Origin of the sequence: Nonomuraea sp. NPDC049141 (assembly GCF_040648415.1) — a bacterium.
In the GTDB taxonomy this organism is placed as follows: domain Bacteria; phylum Actinomycetota; class Actinomycetes; order Streptosporangiales; family Streptosporangiaceae; genus Nonomuraea.
This window is the reverse complement of the sequence record NZ_JBEZDR010000014.1, coordinates 137,712-154,616: the sequence shown is the minus strand read 5'-3', so window position 1 is coordinate 154,616 and position 16,905 is coordinate 137,712. Positions and strand designations below refer to the sequence as shown.

The following is a 16,905-nucleotide window of genomic DNA, read 5'->3' as shown; positions in this document are numbered from 1 at the left end:
TGAGAAAATAACTACTTGTGACGGCGCTCCTCGAATCGGTCCTTGGCCGGCTGCCCGGTGTCTCGAGTGATGACGACGAGACGCGCCGGCCGCTGCCCGTGTCCGGGATGCTCGCCGCCGCCATCACGCTCGGCGTCGGCCTGGCCGTCCTCACCACGCTGACCCTGGTCGGCTGGATCGCCGCGCCGCGCGGCGCGCTGGGCGCGGGGCTGCCGGGAGTGTTCCGTACGGCGGCGCAGGTCTGGCTGGCCGCGCACCACGCCGGGTTCGCGATCCCCGGCGGCAAGGTGGGGCTGCTGCCGCTCGGCCTGACGATCTTGCCCGCCGTGCTGCTCTACCGCGCCGGGCGATGGATGGCCCGCGACGCCGACCTGCGGCTGCGCCTGCCCGCGCGGCTGCCCAAGAACAGCCCGCGCGAGCAGGCCAACGCGCGCCGCCGGGCCCAGCTCGTGCTGGTCGCCCAGGCCGGAGTCTCGCTGGCCGCCCCCTATGCCCTGCTGGCCGGGCTCATCGCGCTCGTCGCCCGCAACGAGATCACGCAGCCGTTCATCGGCGAGGCGCTGATCAGCCACTTCGCGCTGGCGTTCCTGGCCGGGGCGCTGGCCACCGCGCGGACGATCGGCCCGTGGCGGGCGATGCTGCGCCTGCTGCCCGAGCGGGTGCGCGCGCTGACCGTCGGCACGGCCGTCGCCATCACGGTGCTGCTCGTCGCCGGGCTCGCCCTCGTGCTGCTGGCCCTGATCATGAACTTCGGCCAGGTGCGCGAGCTGACGAACGTGCTCTCGCCCGGCTTCGTGGGCGGCCTGCTGCTCCTGCTGGTCCAGGCCCTCTACCTGCTCAACACCGTCATCTGGGCCGCCTCCTACATCGCCGGGCCCGGGTTCGCCGTCGGTGCCGGCACCCTGGTCGCGCCCACGGGCGTGCAGCTGGGCACGGTGCCGAGCCTGCCGCTGCTGGGCGCGCTGCCCGAGAGCGGTCCCGTGCCGGGCTGGACGATGGCGGTGATCGCGCTGCCGTTCGCCGCCGGGACCGTGGCGGGCATCGTGGTGGCCCGGATGGCGCCGTCGCCGTCGTACGAGGCCGCGCCGTTGTGGGGGTTCTTCACCGGGATCACCACCGGGCTGGTCGCCGCGCTGCTCGCCGCCCTGTCCGGCGGCCCCATCGGCGGCGGGCGGCTGGCCACGGTCGGACCGTCGCCCTGGGAGGTGGCGCTGTCGGTGGGCCTGGAGGTGGGCGTCGCCGCCGGCATCTCCGCGGGGGTGGCCAACCTGCTGCTGCTGAACCGGAAGGCCCGTGCCCCGCTCGACAAGGCCGCCGTTCCGGTACGGAAGGCGGGCGCCGCGATCGCCAGGGCGGCGAGCAAGGTCGGCCTGGCCGAGGCCGACGCCCGGCCGCTGCCCGGTCACTGGATGGACGCCACCGAGGCCGACACCCAGGCCATCCCGGTCATCCGCGACGACTGGCAGGACGAGCACGCCTCGGCCGCGGCGGAGACGCTGGCCCAGGCCCTGCCCACGCTGACCGATCGGGATCGCCCACCGCGTAAGGACATCATCGACGAGTCCGACGACCGGGGCGGCCACGTCATCTACGTCGACCCGTACGCCTGGGACCGCGACTAGGGCTGCACCGCACCCAGGAGTTCGAGCACGTCGGGCGGGAGCTTCTTCTGGGCCGCGTCCCTGAACTGGGTGAAGCACTCGCCCTGCGACGAGACGGTGCCCGCGCCCTTCATGCACTCCTGGTAGGCGGAGTATTCGTCCATCAGGTAGAGCTGCATCCCTGTGGCCATGGCCGACAGCGCGAGCGCGATCGAGGAGACGACGATGCCGCCCACGGCCATGCCCAGTGGCTTTTCCGCGCTCTTCAGCTGCGGGAGCGCGCGAATGCCCGCCATCAGCGCGAACACTGCCATGACCAGCCCCGCCAGCGGCAGCATGAACGTCATGGCCAGCGCTGCGATGGCCAACCAGATCGCGCGGCGGCCCGCGGAATCCGCGGGCTGCTGACCCGCCGGTGCCTGCACCGGTGTCGACACCTGACCTCCTCTGCGTCGCCGGACGAAGAGCGGATACGCTTGCAGCCCCACCCTGTTTCTCATTGGAGTGCGTGTGTCAAAGGCTGGGCGGCTCGTCGTCCTCGTCTCCGGCTCTGGAACAAACCTACAGGCCCTGCTGGACGCTTCCGCCGACCCGGCTTACGGCGCCCGCGTGGTGGCCGTCGGCGCGGACAGGGACGACATCGAGGGATTGGCCAGGGCGTCGCGGGCTGACGTTCCTACTTTCGTCGAAAAGCTGGGTGATTACGAGAAGCGTACGGAATGGGATGTGGCGATCGCGGGCCGCATCGCCTCGTACGAGCCCGATCTGGTGGTGTCCGCGGGCTTCATGAAGATACTCGGCGCCCCGACGCTCGACGCGTTCCCGCTGCTCAACACCCATCCCGCGCTGCTGCCCGCGTTCCCGGGCGCGCACGGGGTGCGCGACGCGCTCGCCTACGGCGTCAAGGTGACGGGCTGCACGGTCATGCTGGCCGACTCCGGCGTCGACAGCGGGCCGATCGTCGCCCAGGAGGCCGTGGCCGTGCTGCCGGGTGACGACGAGGCGGTTCTGCACGAGCGCATCAAGACCGTCGAGCGCCGCCTGCTCGTCGAGATCGTCGGCCGGATGGTCCGCGAGGGCTGGACGGTCAGCGGACGGACCGTCCGCATCGGTAACCAACCAGAAGGGGAATCGAAGTGACTCGCATCGCCATCCGGCGCGCGCTGATCGCGGTGTACGACAAATCCGGGCTGGAGGAGCTGGCCAGGGCTCTCGACGGCGCGGGGGTGGAGATCGTGTCAACGGGCGGCACCGCCGCCGCCATCGCGTCCTACGGCATCCCCGTCACCAAGGTCGAGCAGTTGACCGGCTTCCCCGAGTGCCTCGACGGCCGGGTCAAGACGCTGCATCCGCGCGTGCACGCCGGGCTGCTGGCCGACCTGACCAAGCCCCACCACGTGGCCCAGCTCGACGAGCTGGAGATCGACCCGTTCCAGCTGGTGGTGGTCAACCTCTACCCGTTCGAGCAGACGGTGGCCTCCGGCGCGTCCGACGAGGAGTGCGTCGAGCAGATCGACATCGGCGGGCCCGCGATGATCCGCGGCGCCGCCAAGAACCACAGCACCTGCGCCGTCGTGGTCGACCCGCGTTTCTACGGTGACGTGCTGGGCGCGCTCGCCGAAGGCGGCTTCACGCTGACCGAACGGAAGCGGCTGGCGGGCATCGCCTACGCCCAGACGGCCTCCTACGACGTGGCCGTGGCGTCCTGGTTCGCCAACGCCTACCGGGTCGACGACGACTGGCCCTCGTTCATGGGCGTCACCTGGAAGCGCAAGTCCACCCTGCGCTACGGGGAGAACCCGCACCAGTCCGCCGCCCTCTACAGCGGCGGCCTCGACGGCCTGGCCAACGCCGAGCAGGTGCACGGCAAGGAGATGTCGTACAACAACTACCTCGACGCCGACGCCGCCTGGCGGGCGGCCTGGGACTTCGCCGCCCCCTGCGTGGCGATCATCAAGCACCAGAACCCGTGCGGCATCGCCGTCGGTTCCGACGTCGCCGACGCGCACCGCAAGGCGCACGCGTGTGACCCGGTCTCGGCGTACGGGGGCGTCATCGCGGTCAACGGGGCCGTCACGGCCGAGCTGGCCGGGCAGATCGCCGAGGTGTTCACCGAGGTCGTCGTCGCGCCGTCGTACGATCCCGAGGCGCTGGCCGTGCTGACGCAGAAGAAGAACGTCCGCCTGCTGATCTGCCCCTCAGGCCCGGCCAACGTCGCCGAGTTCCGCCGGATCGACGGCGGGCTGCTCGTCCAGCAGACCGACCGGGTCAACGCGCCCGGTGACGCGCCGGAGAGCTGGCAGCTCAAGGCGGGCGAGCCGGTCTCGGACGCGATGCTGGCCGACCTGGCGTTCGCGTGGCGGGCCAGCCGCTCGGTCAAGTCCAACGCCATCCTGCTGGCGTCCGGCGGGGCGACCGTCGGCGTCGGCATGGGGCAGGTCAACCGGGTCGACTCGTGCCGGCTGGCGGTGGCCCGCGCCGGTGAGCGGGCCGCGGGGTCGGTGGCGGCGTCGGACGCCTTCTTCCCGTTCCCCGACGGGCTGGAGGTGCTGATCGAGGCGGGCGTCAAGGCCGTTGTGGAGCCCGGCGGGTCCGTACGCGACCAGCTCGTCATCGAGGCGGCGGAGGAGGCGGGCGTGGCGCTCTATTTCACCGGGACACGCCACTTCTTCCACTGATATCGGCTGATTCATCTGATTCGGCAAAGGTAAAAGGGCGGCACAAGGCCGCCCTTTTGCGCACAAGCATAGGTAATGTCCGGTTACGCTGTGGGCCTTGCCGGTCTTTCCACGGGAGTTTCCCTTATGGCGCTGCTCGACTCAGCTCTGTATGCCTTCGTGACCGTGAACGGGTTCGCCACCAGCCCGGTCGTGCTGGTCGTGCTCGCCTTCATCGGTGCCTACCTCGGCAGCCGCGTCGTGGAGGTCATCCCGTTCACCCGTCGCATCATCGAGCGCCGCGAGGCGCAGGCGGCCGAGCGCGAGTAGCCCACTCGGCCGTCCGCACCTCAGACGACTGAACGGGAATGGTCCCAGGCCAGCTTGGCGGCTCCGGCGAGTGCGGCTCGTACGCCCAAGGTGGTCGGCTCCACCTCCACCGCCCTGACGAACGCCAGCCCGGCCACGTCGTCCAGCGCCCGCGCCAGCGGGTCGAACAGCACCGGCCCCGCCGCTGAGACACCGCCGCCGATGACCACCTTGGTGAGTTCGACCGCGGCCGCGGTGGAGGCGATCATGCCGGCGAGCGCCCTGGCACCCCGTTCGAACGCCGCCACTGCCACGGGATCCCCGGCCGCCGCGTCCCGCGCCAGCGTCCGCGCGTCAGCCGCCGTGTCCGGCGCCAGTGCCCGGGCGTCGGCCGTACCGTCTCGCGTATCAGTCGTACCGTCCCGTGCATTGGCTGGACCATGCGCGCCTGGGGTCCAGCCGTTGGCCAGGGCCCAGCGCGCCAGGTTCGGGCCGCTGGAGTAGCGCTCGACGCAGCCGCGCCCGCCGCACTCGCAGCGTTCGCCGTACGGGTCGATGGACATGTGACCGACATGTCCAGCATTTCCGTTGGGGCCGAGCAGCGGGACGCCGTCGATCACCAGCCCGCCGCCGATCCCGGTGGACACCACGATCCCGAGCAGCGCCGAACTCCCGCGCCCCGCGCCCAGCCAGTGCTCTCCCAGCGCCATGCACTGCGCGTCACCCGCCAGCATGGTCGGCAGCCCGGTCAGCTTGCGGACCTCGTCACGCAGCGGGAAGCCGCGCCAACTGGGCATGTTCACCGGGCTGACGGTCCCGGCGGCCAGGTCCAGCGGCCCGGCGCACCCGATCCCGACCGCCTCCGGCGCGGGCCCGCCCCCGGTCACCTCCTCGACCAGGGCCGCCAGAGCGACCATGACCTCCGCCCGCGGCGTGGGCCGGGTGGCGGAACGCAGCATGGAACCAGCCTCGTCCACCAGCGCGGCGGCGAGCTTGGTTCCCCCGATATCAATGGCAAGTACGAAAGTCATCAGTGTTTGTGGTGGTTGTCGGGCTGGCGGGGATCGCCAGGGTGTTCCAGTCCGGGCACGAGTTCGACCTTGGCGGCCCGCAGCTCGTCGAGCCACCGCGCGAACATCCGGCGCCGCGCGGCATCTCTCCGCGAGACCGTACCGGGGTTCGAGGGAGAGCCGGTCGGCGGGGTGGGTTCCGGGCGGGCCACCGCGACGTGCCAGCCCAGGGCGTCTTCGACCGGGCCCACGAGCATCCCGCACGGTCGGCGCGAGATGGCGTCCGCGATCGCCACGGGCAGGGAGCCCAGTGCCACCGCGCCCAGCGGTTCCAGGTCGTCGGCCGTGGCGGCGGCCGCGTCGGCATGGTCGGCGAACACCCGATGGCGTACGTCATGCCGCGCCACACCCTGCGCGGGCACCGGCGACCGCCACTCCGGAGGCACCTCGACCGTGGCCGTCACATGCTCGAACAGCGCGCGTACCCACGGGCTGCCGTTGTAGGCGGCGGCATTGATCGACCCCAGCTCCACGGCGGCCAGCGGGTCGAGCGGCCCAGTCTCCACGGGGGTCAGCCCCCGGGCGGCGGCCTCGTCCTCGCAGAGCGCCTCGGTGAGGATCACCTGCGTCAGCCACCTGGCGAGCTGCCGGTCCTCGGAAGTCCCAGGGACAGGCAGTGCCGCGTTGAGCGGGCCGTCGCGCAGCTCGCGTACTCGCCGTTCCAGCGGCTCGCGGGAGATCGGCCGGCCGCCCACCCAGCCGATCACCGCTCCGACACCGGGCGCGGTAGCTGCCCCGGTCGCGGCGGGCCGTTCCCGCACCGGCCCGGCCGGCGGATCACCGTGCCGGTGTCCGCCCACGCTGGGCGACCCATCACGGTCATGGTGGTGTCCCGCCAGCGGTGCGTGGCCGTCATGGTGTTCCGCCGGCGGCGTGTGGCCGTCGTGGTGGTGTCCGGCCGGGCTGGGCACCGCGTGGCCGTCGTGCCGGTGTCCGAACGGGTCGGTGAGCGTGTGGTTCATCGGGAGACCTCCAGGCGGACGGTGGGTGCGTACTGGCAGCGGCCGAACCACATGACCTTGGCCAGAGCCCAGGAGTGTCCGGCCGCCATGTCGTACGGCACCTCCACGGGGAACGACACGTCGACCGTCTCGCCCGGTGCCACGGTGAAGCCTTGGATGACCGTGGGCAGCAGCTCCCACGAGCCCCACGGCGCCGCGAGCTGGGACTCGCCGTGGATCTCGTCCGAGGTGGTGTTCGCCAGCCGTACCACGAGGGACGTGCGGTCGCCCGGGTGGAGGGAGAGCGAGTCCGTGAGGGTGGTGACGGAGAGGCCGGTCGGACGGCCCTCGGTGGCCTGGGTGCCCTGGAACGCGTCGCTCATCTTCGGGACGGCGCCCTCGACGGGCAGTTCGGGCACCTCGCCCAGCGCGACGGTGGCCACGTCCTCCACCAGTTGATCGCCCACCTTGGTCCGGGCCGCGACGAAGTACAGGCCCTGGCCGGGGGCGGGTGTGACGGTGACGGGGAAGCGGAGGTGGCCGCCGGGTTCGAGGCGGAAGGCGCGCTGGGCGGGTGTGGCGCTCCAGCCGTCTGGGACGCGGAGGTCCACCACGCCCTCGTGCGGCGCGTCGACGAGGTGGGACGACACCACGACCTCCACCTCGACCGCCCCCTGCGCCGCCGCGATGAGACCGGGCGTGACGGCGATCGACACCGGGAGGTAGCTGAGAGGCGCGGGTCCCTTGTTGTGCAGCCAGTAGCGGCTGTAGACGGGCTGGGCCTGTTCGGCCGTGGCGCCCAGTTCGGGCTGGGCCTGTTCGGCGATGGTGCTCAGCTCGTGTTGGGCCTGCCCGGCAGTGGCGTCCAGGTCGGAGCGGTTGGGCCGTGGCGGGGTGGGGGCGAGATAGGTGGCGACCTCGGCCCCGGCCAGGTCGAGCGCGGTCACCGGATCACCGGGCCGTTCCAGCAGGTCGGCGTGGACGAGGCCGTCGAGGTCCAGCACCGGCGACTCGATCGTGGCCCGCGAGCCGAGCCCGGTCGACTCCACAAGCCGGATCGTGACACCACCAACGCCGCCACTAACGCCGCCAGCCCCGCCGTCGCCATCAGCCGTACCATCGGGGCCAACCTCAGCAGCGCCGGCCCCGCCACTGACGGACAGGCCGTGGGCGTGTGGGTTGCCGGTGGCCTTGAGGGTGCCGAGCAGGACGTCCCGGGCGGGCTCCACCCGCAGGAGGGAGTGGACCTGGGGCAACACGCCGTCAGCAGCAGGCGAGACCTCCCGAGCCAGCAGCGGCGTGATGAACTCCTGCCCCGCCGCCGGAAGCCGCAACGCCCGCCAGTCCCCGTCCCCGCCGGCCAGCGCGTACGAGAACTCATGCGTCCAGTGCTGCACCTGGAACCCGGCGCCATCAGGCCCGGTACGCCGAGGCGGATCCAACCAGACCCCCGACGGCCACCCGGTACACGACCGCATGAGCGACAGATGCAACGCCCCCGACGAATCCACCGCGAACCCCGGCAACCCATACGTGAGCAGCGCGACCGTCCGAGACTCCAGCACCTCCCCGCCGACCGGGCACACGGCGGAGATCATGGCATCCGCCAGATCCTCCACCAACTCCTCTACCGGCCCCGCGACGATGAGCGCGGGCAGCGCGCGCACGTCACGCAGGTCGGCGCTCGGCTGCCACACCTCGGCCAGCGGCCGCTCCGCCGGCACCCACACCAGCGGCGCCCCCGACTTGAGCGCGTCGAGGAAGGCCGGGTCGCTGCGGGACAGGAGTTCGGCGGCCAGCGGGTTCACGTCCGGGCCGCCCAGGATGATCCGGAAGTCCGGCAGGTTCGAGTCGACGTCCAGCCAGCCGTACCGGGATCCGGAGGCGGACGAGGTCGTGGCGGTCACGCCCGCGCGGGCCAGCGCCACCACCAGCGAACGGGCCCCGGGCGCGTCCTCCAGAGCGGGCACCACCACCTCGGCGACCCCCAGCGCCCGCGCGCCCGCCTCGCCCAGGTCCACCCTGGCTGTGGCGGACAGCCCGAACCAGGTGTTGGCCGGGTTGTCCAGCGTCCACGGGTGCTCGGCGACGTCGACGTCCGGCTGCGCGAACCCGCGCCCCACCACGGCGCCCGCCACATCGGAGACCGGCAGCGCGCCCGCCACCCGCGCGGGGAAGCGGACCCGCAGCAGCCGGTCGGCGCCGGTGTAGTCGAGCACGCGGGTGGTGAACTCGACCCGGTCCGAACCCGTCCACAGCGTGATGATCTGCTCGTAGGAGACCTCGCCCACCTGGCCGGTGATGGTCAGGCGCTCTCCGAGGGGACTCCGCACGGCCTGTACGGCCAGCGCGGCGGCCTCGCCGGAGCCGGTGGCGTGCCCGTTCGGCAGCAGATGCCACGGCCCCTCACCCATGTCAGGGTGGGTCGGATATTCGTCATACAGCCGCAGCTCGTTCCCGAGCCCCGACAGCAGCTCGCGGCCCGCCGCGCGGTCGAACACCGACTCCAGGCCGCCGCCCCGCGCCGGATCGGCGACGACGCGCCACCGCTCGTTCGAGATCGAGGTGGCCTCGGGCAGCGGCTGCCAGGTGTCGGGCGTCCCCTCGACGATCCGGTACGTACGCCAGCCCATCGAGGGCACGTCCTCGGCCAGGAAGACCAGCGTGCCGTCCTCGTCGATGGCCGGGACCGAGTCGACCCGCTCGCCCGGCGCGAGCCGTACCCGCACCAGGCCGTCACGCGCGAACGGCAGCGTGTTGGTCACCACGACGCTGCGGCCGTCGAGCGAGATCTGGCCGACCAGCGCGTCCAGCGCGCGGTCGCGGGCGTCGGCGGCCAGGTCGTGCGCCTCGCGCCAGCCCGTCAGCAGGTCGATGTAGACCTGGTCGGACTCGGAGCCGGTGATCCCGTCGTGGTGCGCGCCGTACGCGAGCTGCCGCCACACCTTGTCCAGCGCGGTGTGCGGGTAGCCGCCCAGCCCCAGCAGCGACGCGAACGCCGACAGCCGCTCGGCGTCGAGCGCCGCCACCTCGGCCGCGCGCTGGGCCTGCTTGGTGTCGATGTACGAGACGTCCTTGCCGGTGTAGATGGGGTTCATGTCCCGGGTCTGCGGGCTGAACGCTGGTATTTCCCCGCGCACCGCGTCGAGGAAGTCCCGTGGGGTGCCGCAGACGAACCGGGGCCAGACGTACCGGGTCGCCCAGGTTCGGTGGATGTCGGTCACCCACTTGTTCGGCGGGGTGTAGTCGGTGCCGACGGGCAGCAGGATGTTCCTGGTCGCGGCCACCGGCTTCAGCGACCGGTAGAGCTCGTACGTCGCCCGCGTCGCCTCCTCCAGCGACGGCGAGGAGTCCATCCACCAGCCCGCCGAGTAGTGGGCGGGCATGTAGTGCGTCAGCACGCCCCGCCCCGACGGCGAGATCCACTCGAACTCGCTCGGGAACTGCATCAGGGAGGCGTCGTTCTTGGCCTCCTTGAAGTTCTTGCTGATCGGTCCCCACTGGTGGAACGGCCCCCGGGCCCACGCGCTGCCGGTCAGCCCGGCCGCCGCCAGGTAGCCGGGGAACTGCGGGTCGTGCCCGAACACGTCGAGCTGCCAGGCGGTACGCGGATCGCCGCCGAGAATGTCGCGCTGGTAGCCGATGCCGTAGACGATGTTGCGGATCGTGCTCTCGGCACCGGTCAGGTTCGTGTTCGGCTCGTTGTACGTTCCGCCGAGGAGCTCCACCCGGCCCTCGGCGAGCAGCGCGCGCAGGTCGGCGCGGCGCTCGGGGTGGGTGTCGAAGAACGGCTTGAGATAGTCGACCTCGGCCAGCACGAACCGGTAGTCGGGATCACGCAGCGCCAGCTCGATATGCGCCTCGACCAGCGCGAACGCGTTGTGCTCCCACAGCGGCCTGGTCGTCGCGTCGACCGAGAGCAGCTCCCAGGGGCTGGTGTAGGCGGCCTGCGTGTTCCACCAGACCGGGTCGTAGTGGAAGTGCGACACCATGTACATCGTCCAGCCCGGCTCTTCGGCCGTGACCTCCACGTCGAGCGACGCGTCGCCGAGCGTGACAGTGCAGGGCACCACGGTCCCGTGCGGCACGGTGACGTCCAGCGGCACCTCGACGGTGACTTGGCCCACTCCCGACGGCACGCTCACCGGCGCCGCGCAGGACACCCCGGGTCCGCGGACGTCGAGCGGCGTCTCCTGCCCGCTCAGCTCCAGCGTGACCTTGAGCACCTGGTACGGCCGCTCCACCGAGCCGACGAACAGGTCAGTCGACTCCGCTGACAGCAAGTGAGCAGGCAAGACGACTCCTTAAAGGACATATAGGCGGCGACGTCACCATATGCTGTTCCAAGATCCATGACAACGATGTCATCGCTGCCTCCTGCGAACTCGTGGAAGGATTGCGAGACATGAGCGCAGTGAAACTCGACGGCAAGGCGACCGCAGCCAGGATCAAGGCCGACCTCACGACGCGGGTGGCCGCGCTCAGGGAGCGTGGCATCACCCCCGGTCTCGGCACCGTGCTGGTCGGCGACGACCCCGGCAGCCAGATCTACGTGGCGGGCAAGCACCGCGACTGCGCCGAGGTCGGCATCTCCTCCATCCGCGTGGACCTCCCCGAGGACGCGACCCAGGCCGAGGTCGAGGCGGCCATCGACGAGCTCAACGCCTCGCCGGAGTGCACCGGCTACATCGTCCAGCTCCCGCTGCCCCGCCACCTCGACACGATGGCGCTGCTGGAGCGCATGGACCCGGCCAAGGACGCCGACGGCCTCCACCCGGTCAACCTGGGCCGCCTGGTTCACATGGTCGACGCGCCGCTGCCGTGCACGCCGCACGGCATCGTGCTGCTCCTCCAGGAGTACGGCGTGCCGATCAAGGGCGCCGAGGTGGCCGTGGTCGGCCGCGGCATCACGGTGGGCCGCTCACTCGGCCTGCTGCTGACCCGGCGCAGCGAGAACGCCACGGTGACCCTCTGCCACACCGGCACCCGCGACCTGGCCGCGCACGTCCGCCACGCCGACATCGTGGTGGCCGCCGCCGGAGTGCCTGGCCTCATCACCCCCGCCATGGTCAAGCCGGGCGCGGCCGTGCTCGACGTGGGCGTCTCACGGGTGGACGGCAAGATCGCCGGTGACGTGGCCGCCGAGGTGGCGGAGGTGGCGGGCTTCCTGACCCCCAACCCCGGCGGCGTCGGCCCGATGACCCGTGCCCTCCTGCTCTCGAACGTGGTCGAAGCCGCCGAACGCGCCTGACCCACATGCGTTACGGCTGGAAGTCCGCGTCCACGCCGACGGTCACATCGAGCAGCAGGGGCTCCTCGCGGGCCGCGAGCGTGGGCACCACCTCGTCGAGCACTGCCGCGAGCTCCTCCGCCGTGTCCACCCGCCTGGCCTCGCAGCCCAGCGACCGGGCCATCCCACCCATGCTGACCTCGGTGAACGCGGGCCACGGCGCCTTGCCGCCCGCCTTGTCGGCCAGCCGGTCCATGACCGCGTACCGGCCGTTGGCGAGCACCACGAACAGCGCGCCCACCCGGTAGTGCGCCGCGCTCCACAGCGCCTGCACGCCGTACAGCGCCGAGCCGTCGCCCACCACCGCGACCACCGGCCGGTCGGGCAGCGACATCCGCAGGCCGACCGCCGCCGGCAGGCCGAACCCCAGCCCGCCCATGGCCGCCGACACGAAGCCGAGCGGGTTGCGGGCCGGGACCAGCCGGTGCAGGTCAGGGCGCGACGACGGGGTCTCCTCGACGAGCACCGCATCGGCCGGGAGCCGCCTGGCGAGCTCTTGCAGCACGTATGCGGCGCGCAAGCTGTCCCCTGCCAGGGGCAGCACGTGCGTGGCTTGCGACTCGTTGCCTGTCAGGGGCGGCGCGTGCGCGGCGGGCGTGGGCCGTACCGGGGCCGGTCGGGCGGGGACGAGTACGGCCAGGCGCTCGCAGACGGTGGACGGGGCGGCGAGGTAGGCCAGGTCGGCGGGGCTGCGGTGCGCCTCGGCCGGGTCGTCGGTGACCAGCGCGACCGTGGTGCCGGGCTCGACCAGCGGCCCGGTGTCGAACGGGTACTGGCGGAAGACCGGGGCGCCCACGGCGAGCACCACGTCGTGCCCGGCCAGCGCCGCGCGCAGCCGGGTGCGATCGGCGGGCAGCACCCCGGCGTACTGCGGATGGTCCTGCGGGAACCCTGCCATCGCCCCGAACGACTCCTGCCAGACCGGACACCCCAGCCGCTCGGCGAGCGCCACCACCGCCGCCCAGCCGACGTCCCGACCACCTGAGTCCGCGAAGGGAGCTCTCCCACCGGACGCGCCTGTAGGGCTCGCGCCCAAAGTGCCCGCACCTGAGAGGCCCGCACCTGAGAGGCCCGCGCCTGACGGGCCCGCGCCCGTGGGACCCGCGCCCGTGGGACCCGCGCCTGTGGGACCCGCGCCCAAAGTGCCCGCGCCCGAGAGGCCCGCACCTGACGGGCCCGCGTCAGCGGTGCCCGCGCCCGCGACGATCGCCGGCGAGCGGGCCCCGGACAGCAGTTCGACCAGGGGTTCGAGTGACTCGTCCGGTACGGCGGCAGGCCGCAGCAGGCGTGCCGGCGCCGCGATCGTCTCGGCCTCGAACGGCGCCGCCCAGTCGTCCATCGGCACCACCACCAGCGCGGGCCCCCGGAAGGTGATCGCCTCGTGGTAGGCCCGCGCCACGGCCCCCGGCACGTCCTGGGGCCGCGCCGGTTCGTCGACCCGCACCGGATAGTCCCCGGCCAGCCCGGCCAGCCGCCCGGTCAGGAACGGTTCCAGCGCCAGATGGCGGCGGTCCTGCTGCCCGACCAGGATCACCAGCGGCACCCGGTTGGCCCGCGCGGTGGCGATCGCGCCGACCGCGTTGCCCAGACCCGCCGCGGTGTGCAGGACGGCCAGCGCCGGAGCCCGGTGCCCGATCGCCCACCCGGTGGCCATGCCGACCACCGACCCTTCGTGCAGGGCGAGCACGAACCGCAGGTCATCGGGCAGCCCGGTCAGCAGCGCGACCTCGGTCGAGCCCGGGTTGCAGAAGATCGTGGTCAGCCCGAAACGCCTGAGCACGTCGAACGTGGCGTCCCGAACCGTGCTCATCGGGCCTCCCTGGCGCGCTGGATCCGCTCGTAGATGTGCCCGCGCAGTTCGCCGAAGCGCGGCAGCGACCGCGTGGTGAGCTGGTCGCGCTGGGCGGGCAGGTCGATCTTCAGATCTTCCATGATCACTGTCGGTGACGACGATAACACGATCACGCGTTGTCCCAGGTAGACGGCCTCGTCGATGTCATGCGTGACGAACAGTATGGTCACCCCGAGGTCCCGCCAGAGCGCCAGGATCAGGTCCTCCAGATCGGCCCTGGTCTGCGCGTCCACGGCGGCGAACGGCTCGTCCATCAGCAGCACCTGCGGCTCGTACGCCACCGCCCTGGCGATCGCGACCCGCTGCTGCATGCCGCCGGACAGCTGCCACGGGTGCGCGTCCGCGGCGTCCGTGAGGCCCACCGCCTCCAGAGATCCCTGGACCAGCTCCAGGCGGCGCGGTGTGGGTATCCGTTTCTCCTTCAGCGGCAGCTCGACGTTCTGGCGCACGGTCATCCAGGGGAACAGGCTCCGGGCGTACTCCTGGAAGACCACGGCCATGCGCGGCGGCGGCCCGGTGACCGGCACCCCGGCCACCCGCACCTGGCCGCCGGTGACCGGCAGCAGCCCGGCGACGGACCGTAGCAGCGTGGTCTTGCCGCAGCCGGAGGGCCCGACCACGCACACCAGCTGGCCCGCGCCGACGCTGAAGGTCAGCGAGCGGATCGCCTCGACGCTGCGGTTCGGGCTCTCGTAGACCTTGCGCAGCTCCGCAATCTCAAGCACGGGCGGCTCCAGCGCCGTAGTACCAGGAAAGGACCCGCCGCTCCACGAAGCGGAAGAGCAGCGACAGCGTCAGCCCGATCAGCCCGAGCAGCAGGATGCCGCTCCACATCTCGGCGATCTGGAACTGCCGCTGGAACAGCACGATCGTGAACCCGAGCCCGCTGGAGCTGGCGAACATCTCGCTGATGACCATGAGGATGATCCCGATGGACAGCGCCTGCCGCAGCCCGGCCATGATCTGCGGGCTGGCCCCGCGCAGCACGAAGCGGCGCAGCCGGGTGGCGCCGTGCACGCCGTACATCCGGCAGGTGTCGGCGAGCACCTCGTCCAGCGCCCGTACGCCTTCCACGGTGTTGAGCAGGATCGGCCAGACGCAGCCCGAGACGATGACCAGCACCTTCATCGGCGTGTCGATCCCGGCCAGCAGCATGAGCAGCGGCACGAGCACGGGCGGCGGGATCGCCCGGAAGAACTCCAGCACCGGCTCCAGCGTCGCGCGCAGCCGCGGCGACAGCCCGATCGGCACCCCGAGCCCCACACCCAGCACGGTCGCGAGCGCGTACCCGGCGAGCAACCGCCCGATGCTGGGCAGCACGTCGTCGAACACCCGCGCCGAGAACCAGGTCTGCCCGAACGCCCGCGCCACCCGTAGGGGATCCGGCAGGTAGAACGACCCCCCGCTGACCAGCCACCAGCCCAGCACCAGCAACACGGGCAACCCGAACAACCTGGCCACCTTCACGGGCCGGCCTCCGATCGCACGGCGGGATGCCACGACAGCACCCGGCGCTCCAGGAGCCGCACCGCGGCGTTGACCCCGATCCCGACGAGCCCGGCGAGCACGATGAGCGCGTACACCGTGGGCACGGCCCCGCTGTTCTGCGCGACCTGGATCTCCGCCCCGAGCCCCGGACTGCCGATCACCAGCTCCGCCGTGACCGCCAGGATGAACGCCACCGCCGCCGCCAGCCGCAACCCGGTCATGACGTACGGCAGCGCGGTCGGCCAGACCAGATGCCGGACCCGCGACCAGGACGACAGCCCGTAGGACCGGGCGGTGTCGTCGGCGACCGAGTCGACCGCCGCCACGCCGTACAGGACCTGGATGAGCACCTGCCAGAACGAGGCGTAGACCACCAGCAGCAGCGTCGAGCCGAGCGAGGGACCATAGAGCAGCGTGGCCAGCGGGACCAGCGCCACCGAGGGGATCGGCCGCAGGAACTCGACCGTGGAGCGGGTCGCGGCCCGCAGCCCGGGGACGATCCCGATGACCACCCCGGCCACCACCGCCAGGCAGAACGCGATCGTGAGGCCGAGCGCCCAGCCGAGCACGGTCTCGCCCAGCGCGAACCACAGCTCGGCCGTGACCAGCTGGCCGCCCAGCGTGCCGAGGATGCGCGAGGCGGGCGGCAAGAACCGCTCGTCCACCAGCCCGAGCCGGGGCACCGCCTCAAGCAGCACCAGCAGGCCGCCAAGCCCCGCGAGCCCGTACAGAAGCCGCCTCACCGCACCAGCGCCGAGACGTCGACCTTGTCCTTGAGGATGCCGTCGGCCAGCGCGAGGTCGGCGATGGTCTGCACGGACGCCTTGTTCACCTCGGCGGGCCACTTGGGCAGGTAGATCTTCGCGATCACCTCAGGGGAGATCTTGGTGTAGGTCTTGAGCACGTCCCTGACCTCGTCGGGGTGGCTGTCGGCGTACTCCAGCGACTTGCGGATGGCCGCGGTGAACCGCTTGGTCAGGTCCGCGTCGGTCTTGCCGGTGGTGAAGTACATCGCCACGGTCAGGTCGGGGGCGGCGTCGGCGAAGTTCCAGGCCACGGCGCGGGCGCCCTGGCTCAGCGCCTGGCTGACGAAGGGCTCGACCACCCAGATGGCGTCCACACGGCCGGCCTGCAGCGCGGCGGGCGCGTCGGGGAAGGCCAGCTCGACGAACTGGATGCCCGACGGGTCGCCACCGGCCTTGCGTACTGAGGCCCGTACGGTCGTGTCGCCGATGTTCTTGAGCTGGTTGACCGAGATCTTCTTGCCCGCCAGCTCCTTGGCCGACCTGATCGGGCTGTCGTTCTTCACCAGCACCGCGCTGAAGTCCTTGCCCTGCTGACCGGTCGAGGAGACGCCGTTGGCGATCACCCGCACGTCGAGCCCCTGCTGCTTGGCGGTCAGCAGCGAGGTGGTGTTGGCGAAGGCGAACTGGAACTGCCCGCTGACCGCGCCGGAGATCGCGGCGGCGCCGCCCTGGACGGGAGTGATCGTCAGGTCGATGTTCTGCTCGTCGAAGAAGCCCTTGGCCTTGCCCAGGTGGATGGGCGCGGTGTCGACGATCGCGATCACGCCGGCGGTGACCTTCGTCTTGCCCTGGTTCGTCGTCGCCGGCTGAGAGGAGCCGCCGCACGCGGCTGTGAGGAGGAGGACGGCTAAGGCCACGAGAGTGCGAGACACGTTGTCTCCAGTTGTTCGC

14 protein-coding genes are annotated in these 16,905 nt (G+C 71.9%); 5 read left to right on the top strand and 9 right to left on the bottom strand.

What is annotated here, in order from left to right; all coding sequences use genetic code 11:
* Positions 1 to 17: 17 nt before the first annotated feature.
* Positions 18 to 1,622 (top strand): DUF6350 family protein, encoded by a 1,605-nt coding sequence (locus AB0B91_RS37520; protein ID WP_358330198.1) that lies wholly within the window; start codon positions 18 to 20, stop codon positions 1,620 to 1,622.
* On the opposite strand, the gene AB0B91_RS37515 is transcribed toward AB0B91_RS37520, so the two are convergent.
* Positions 1,619 to 2,038, bottom strand: a complete 420-nt coding sequence (locus AB0B91_RS37515; protein ID WP_358330195.1) for a hypothetical protein — start codon at positions 2,036 to 2,038, stop codon at positions 1,619 to 1,621. The genes AB0B91_RS37520 and AB0B91_RS37515 overlap by 4 nt on opposite strands.
* 73 nt (positions 2,039 to 2,111) lie before the next feature.
* Here AB0B91_RS37515 and purN point away from each other — a divergent pair, with 73 nt between their 5' ends.
* From purN to AB0B91_RS37500, 3 genes are all read left to right on the top strand, one after another.
* Positions 2,112 to 2,741, top strand: a complete 630-nt coding sequence (gene purN, locus AB0B91_RS37510) for a phosphoribosylglycinamide formyltransferase (protein WP_358330192.1) — start codon at positions 2,112 to 2,114, stop codon at positions 2,739 to 2,741.
* A complete protein-coding gene (gene purH / locus AB0B91_RS37505) occupies positions 2,738 to 4,279 on the top strand; it encodes a bifunctional phosphoribosylaminoimidazolecarboxamide formyltransferase/IMP cyclohydrolase (RefSeq protein ID WP_358330189.1) in 1,542 nt (513 codons plus the stop codon). Before purN ends, purH begins: the two co-directional genes overlap by 4 nt.
* Before the next feature lie 126 nt (positions 4,280 to 4,405).
* The gene (locus AB0B91_RS37500; RefSeq protein ID WP_358330186.1) at positions 4,406 to 4,588 is read left to right on the top strand and encodes a hypothetical protein; all 183 of its coding nucleotides are present in this window, start codon (positions 4,406 to 4,408) and stop codon (positions 4,586 to 4,588) included.
* 20 nt (positions 4,589 to 4,608) lie between these two features.
* On the opposite strand, the gene AB0B91_RS37495 is transcribed toward AB0B91_RS37500, so the two are convergent.
* The 3 genes from AB0B91_RS37495 to AB0B91_RS37485 are packed head-to-tail and all read right to left on the bottom strand — an operon-like array spanning position 4,609 to position 10,873.
* Entirely contained in the window at positions 4,609 to 5,598 is a 990-nt protein-coding gene (locus tag AB0B91_RS37495) for an ROK family protein (RefSeq protein ID WP_358330183.1), read from the bottom strand.
* On the bottom strand, positions 5,598 to 6,599 hold the full coding sequence (locus AB0B91_RS37490) for a hypothetical protein (protein WP_358330180.1): 1,002 nt from the start codon (positions 6,597 to 6,599) through the stop codon (positions 5,598 to 5,600). Before AB0B91_RS37490 ends, AB0B91_RS37495 begins: the two co-directional genes overlap by 1 nt.
* Positions 6,596 to 10,873, bottom strand: a complete 4,278-nt coding sequence (locus AB0B91_RS37485; RefSeq protein ID WP_358330177.1) for a glycoside hydrolase family 38 C-terminal domain-containing protein — start codon at positions 10,871 to 10,873, stop codon at positions 6,596 to 6,598. The genes AB0B91_RS37490 and AB0B91_RS37485 overlap by 4 nt, the downstream gene beginning before the upstream one ends.
* Positions 10,874 to 10,983: 110 nt before the next feature.
* Here AB0B91_RS37485 and AB0B91_RS37480 point away from each other — a divergent pair, with 110 nt between their 5' ends.
* Positions 10,984 to 11,829, top strand: a complete 846-nt coding sequence (locus AB0B91_RS37480; RefSeq protein WP_358330174.1) for a bifunctional methylenetetrahydrofolate dehydrogenase/methenyltetrahydrofolate cyclohydrolase — start codon at positions 10,984 to 10,986, stop codon at positions 11,827 to 11,829.
* A 10-nt stretch (positions 11,830 to 11,839) separates the two neighbouring features.
* Here AB0B91_RS37480 and AB0B91_RS37475 read toward each other — a convergent pair whose 3' ends face one another.
* The 5 genes from AB0B91_RS37475 to AB0B91_RS37455 are packed head-to-tail and all read right to left on the bottom strand — an operon-like array spanning position 11,840 to position 16,886.
* Positions 11,840 to 13,678: a thiamine pyrophosphate-dependent enzyme gene (locus AB0B91_RS37475; protein ID WP_358330172.1), complete on the bottom strand. Its 1,839-nt coding sequence runs from the start codon at positions 13,676 to 13,678 to the stop codon at positions 11,840 to 11,842.
* Positions 13,675 to 14,445: an ABC transporter ATP-binding protein gene (locus AB0B91_RS37470; protein ID WP_358330169.1), complete on the bottom strand. Its 771-nt coding sequence runs from the start codon at positions 14,443 to 14,445 to the stop codon at positions 13,675 to 13,677. The genes AB0B91_RS37475 and AB0B91_RS37470 overlap by 4 nt, the downstream gene beginning before the upstream one ends.
* Complete coding sequence (locus AB0B91_RS37465) at positions 14,438 to 15,220, bottom strand: ABC transporter permease (protein WP_358330166.1); 783 nt, start codon at positions 15,218 to 15,220, stop codon at positions 14,438 to 14,440. The genes AB0B91_RS37470 and AB0B91_RS37465 overlap by 8 nt, the downstream gene beginning before the upstream one ends.
* Entirely contained in the window at positions 15,184 to 15,951 is a 768-nt protein-coding gene (locus AB0B91_RS37460; RefSeq protein WP_358330163.1) for an ABC transporter permease, read from the bottom strand. Before AB0B91_RS37460 ends, AB0B91_RS37465 begins: the two co-directional genes overlap by 37 nt.
* Positions 15,948 to 16,886, bottom strand: a complete 939-nt coding sequence (locus tag AB0B91_RS37455; RefSeq protein ID WP_358330160.1) for an ABC transporter substrate-binding protein — start codon at positions 16,884 to 16,886, stop codon at positions 15,948 to 15,950. Before AB0B91_RS37455 ends, AB0B91_RS37460 begins: the two co-directional genes overlap by 4 nt.
* Positions 16,887 to 16,905: the final 19 nt, after the last annotated feature.

Bases quoted from the DNA above. Each gene is read 5' to 3' on its own strand.
- AB0B91_RS37495 (WP_358330183.1), bottom strand. From the start codon at position 5,598: ATGACTTTCGTACTTGCCATTGATATCGGGGGAACCAAGCTCGCCGCC.
- AB0B91_RS37480 (WP_358330174.1), top strand. From the start codon at position 10,984: ATGAGCGCAGTGAAACTCGACGGCAAGGCGACCGCAGCCAGGATCAAG.
- AB0B91_RS37475 (WP_358330172.1), bottom strand. From the start codon at position 13,678: ATGAGCACGGTTCGGGACGCCACGTTCGACGTGCTCAGGCGTTTCGGG.
- AB0B91_RS37490 (WP_358330180.1), bottom strand. From the start codon at position 6,599: ATGAACCACACGCTCACCGACCCGTTCGGACACCGGCACGACGGCCAC.
- AB0B91_RS37500 (WP_358330186.1), top strand. From the start codon at position 4,406: ATGGCGCTGCTCGACTCAGCTCTGTATGCCTTCGTGACCGTGAACGGG.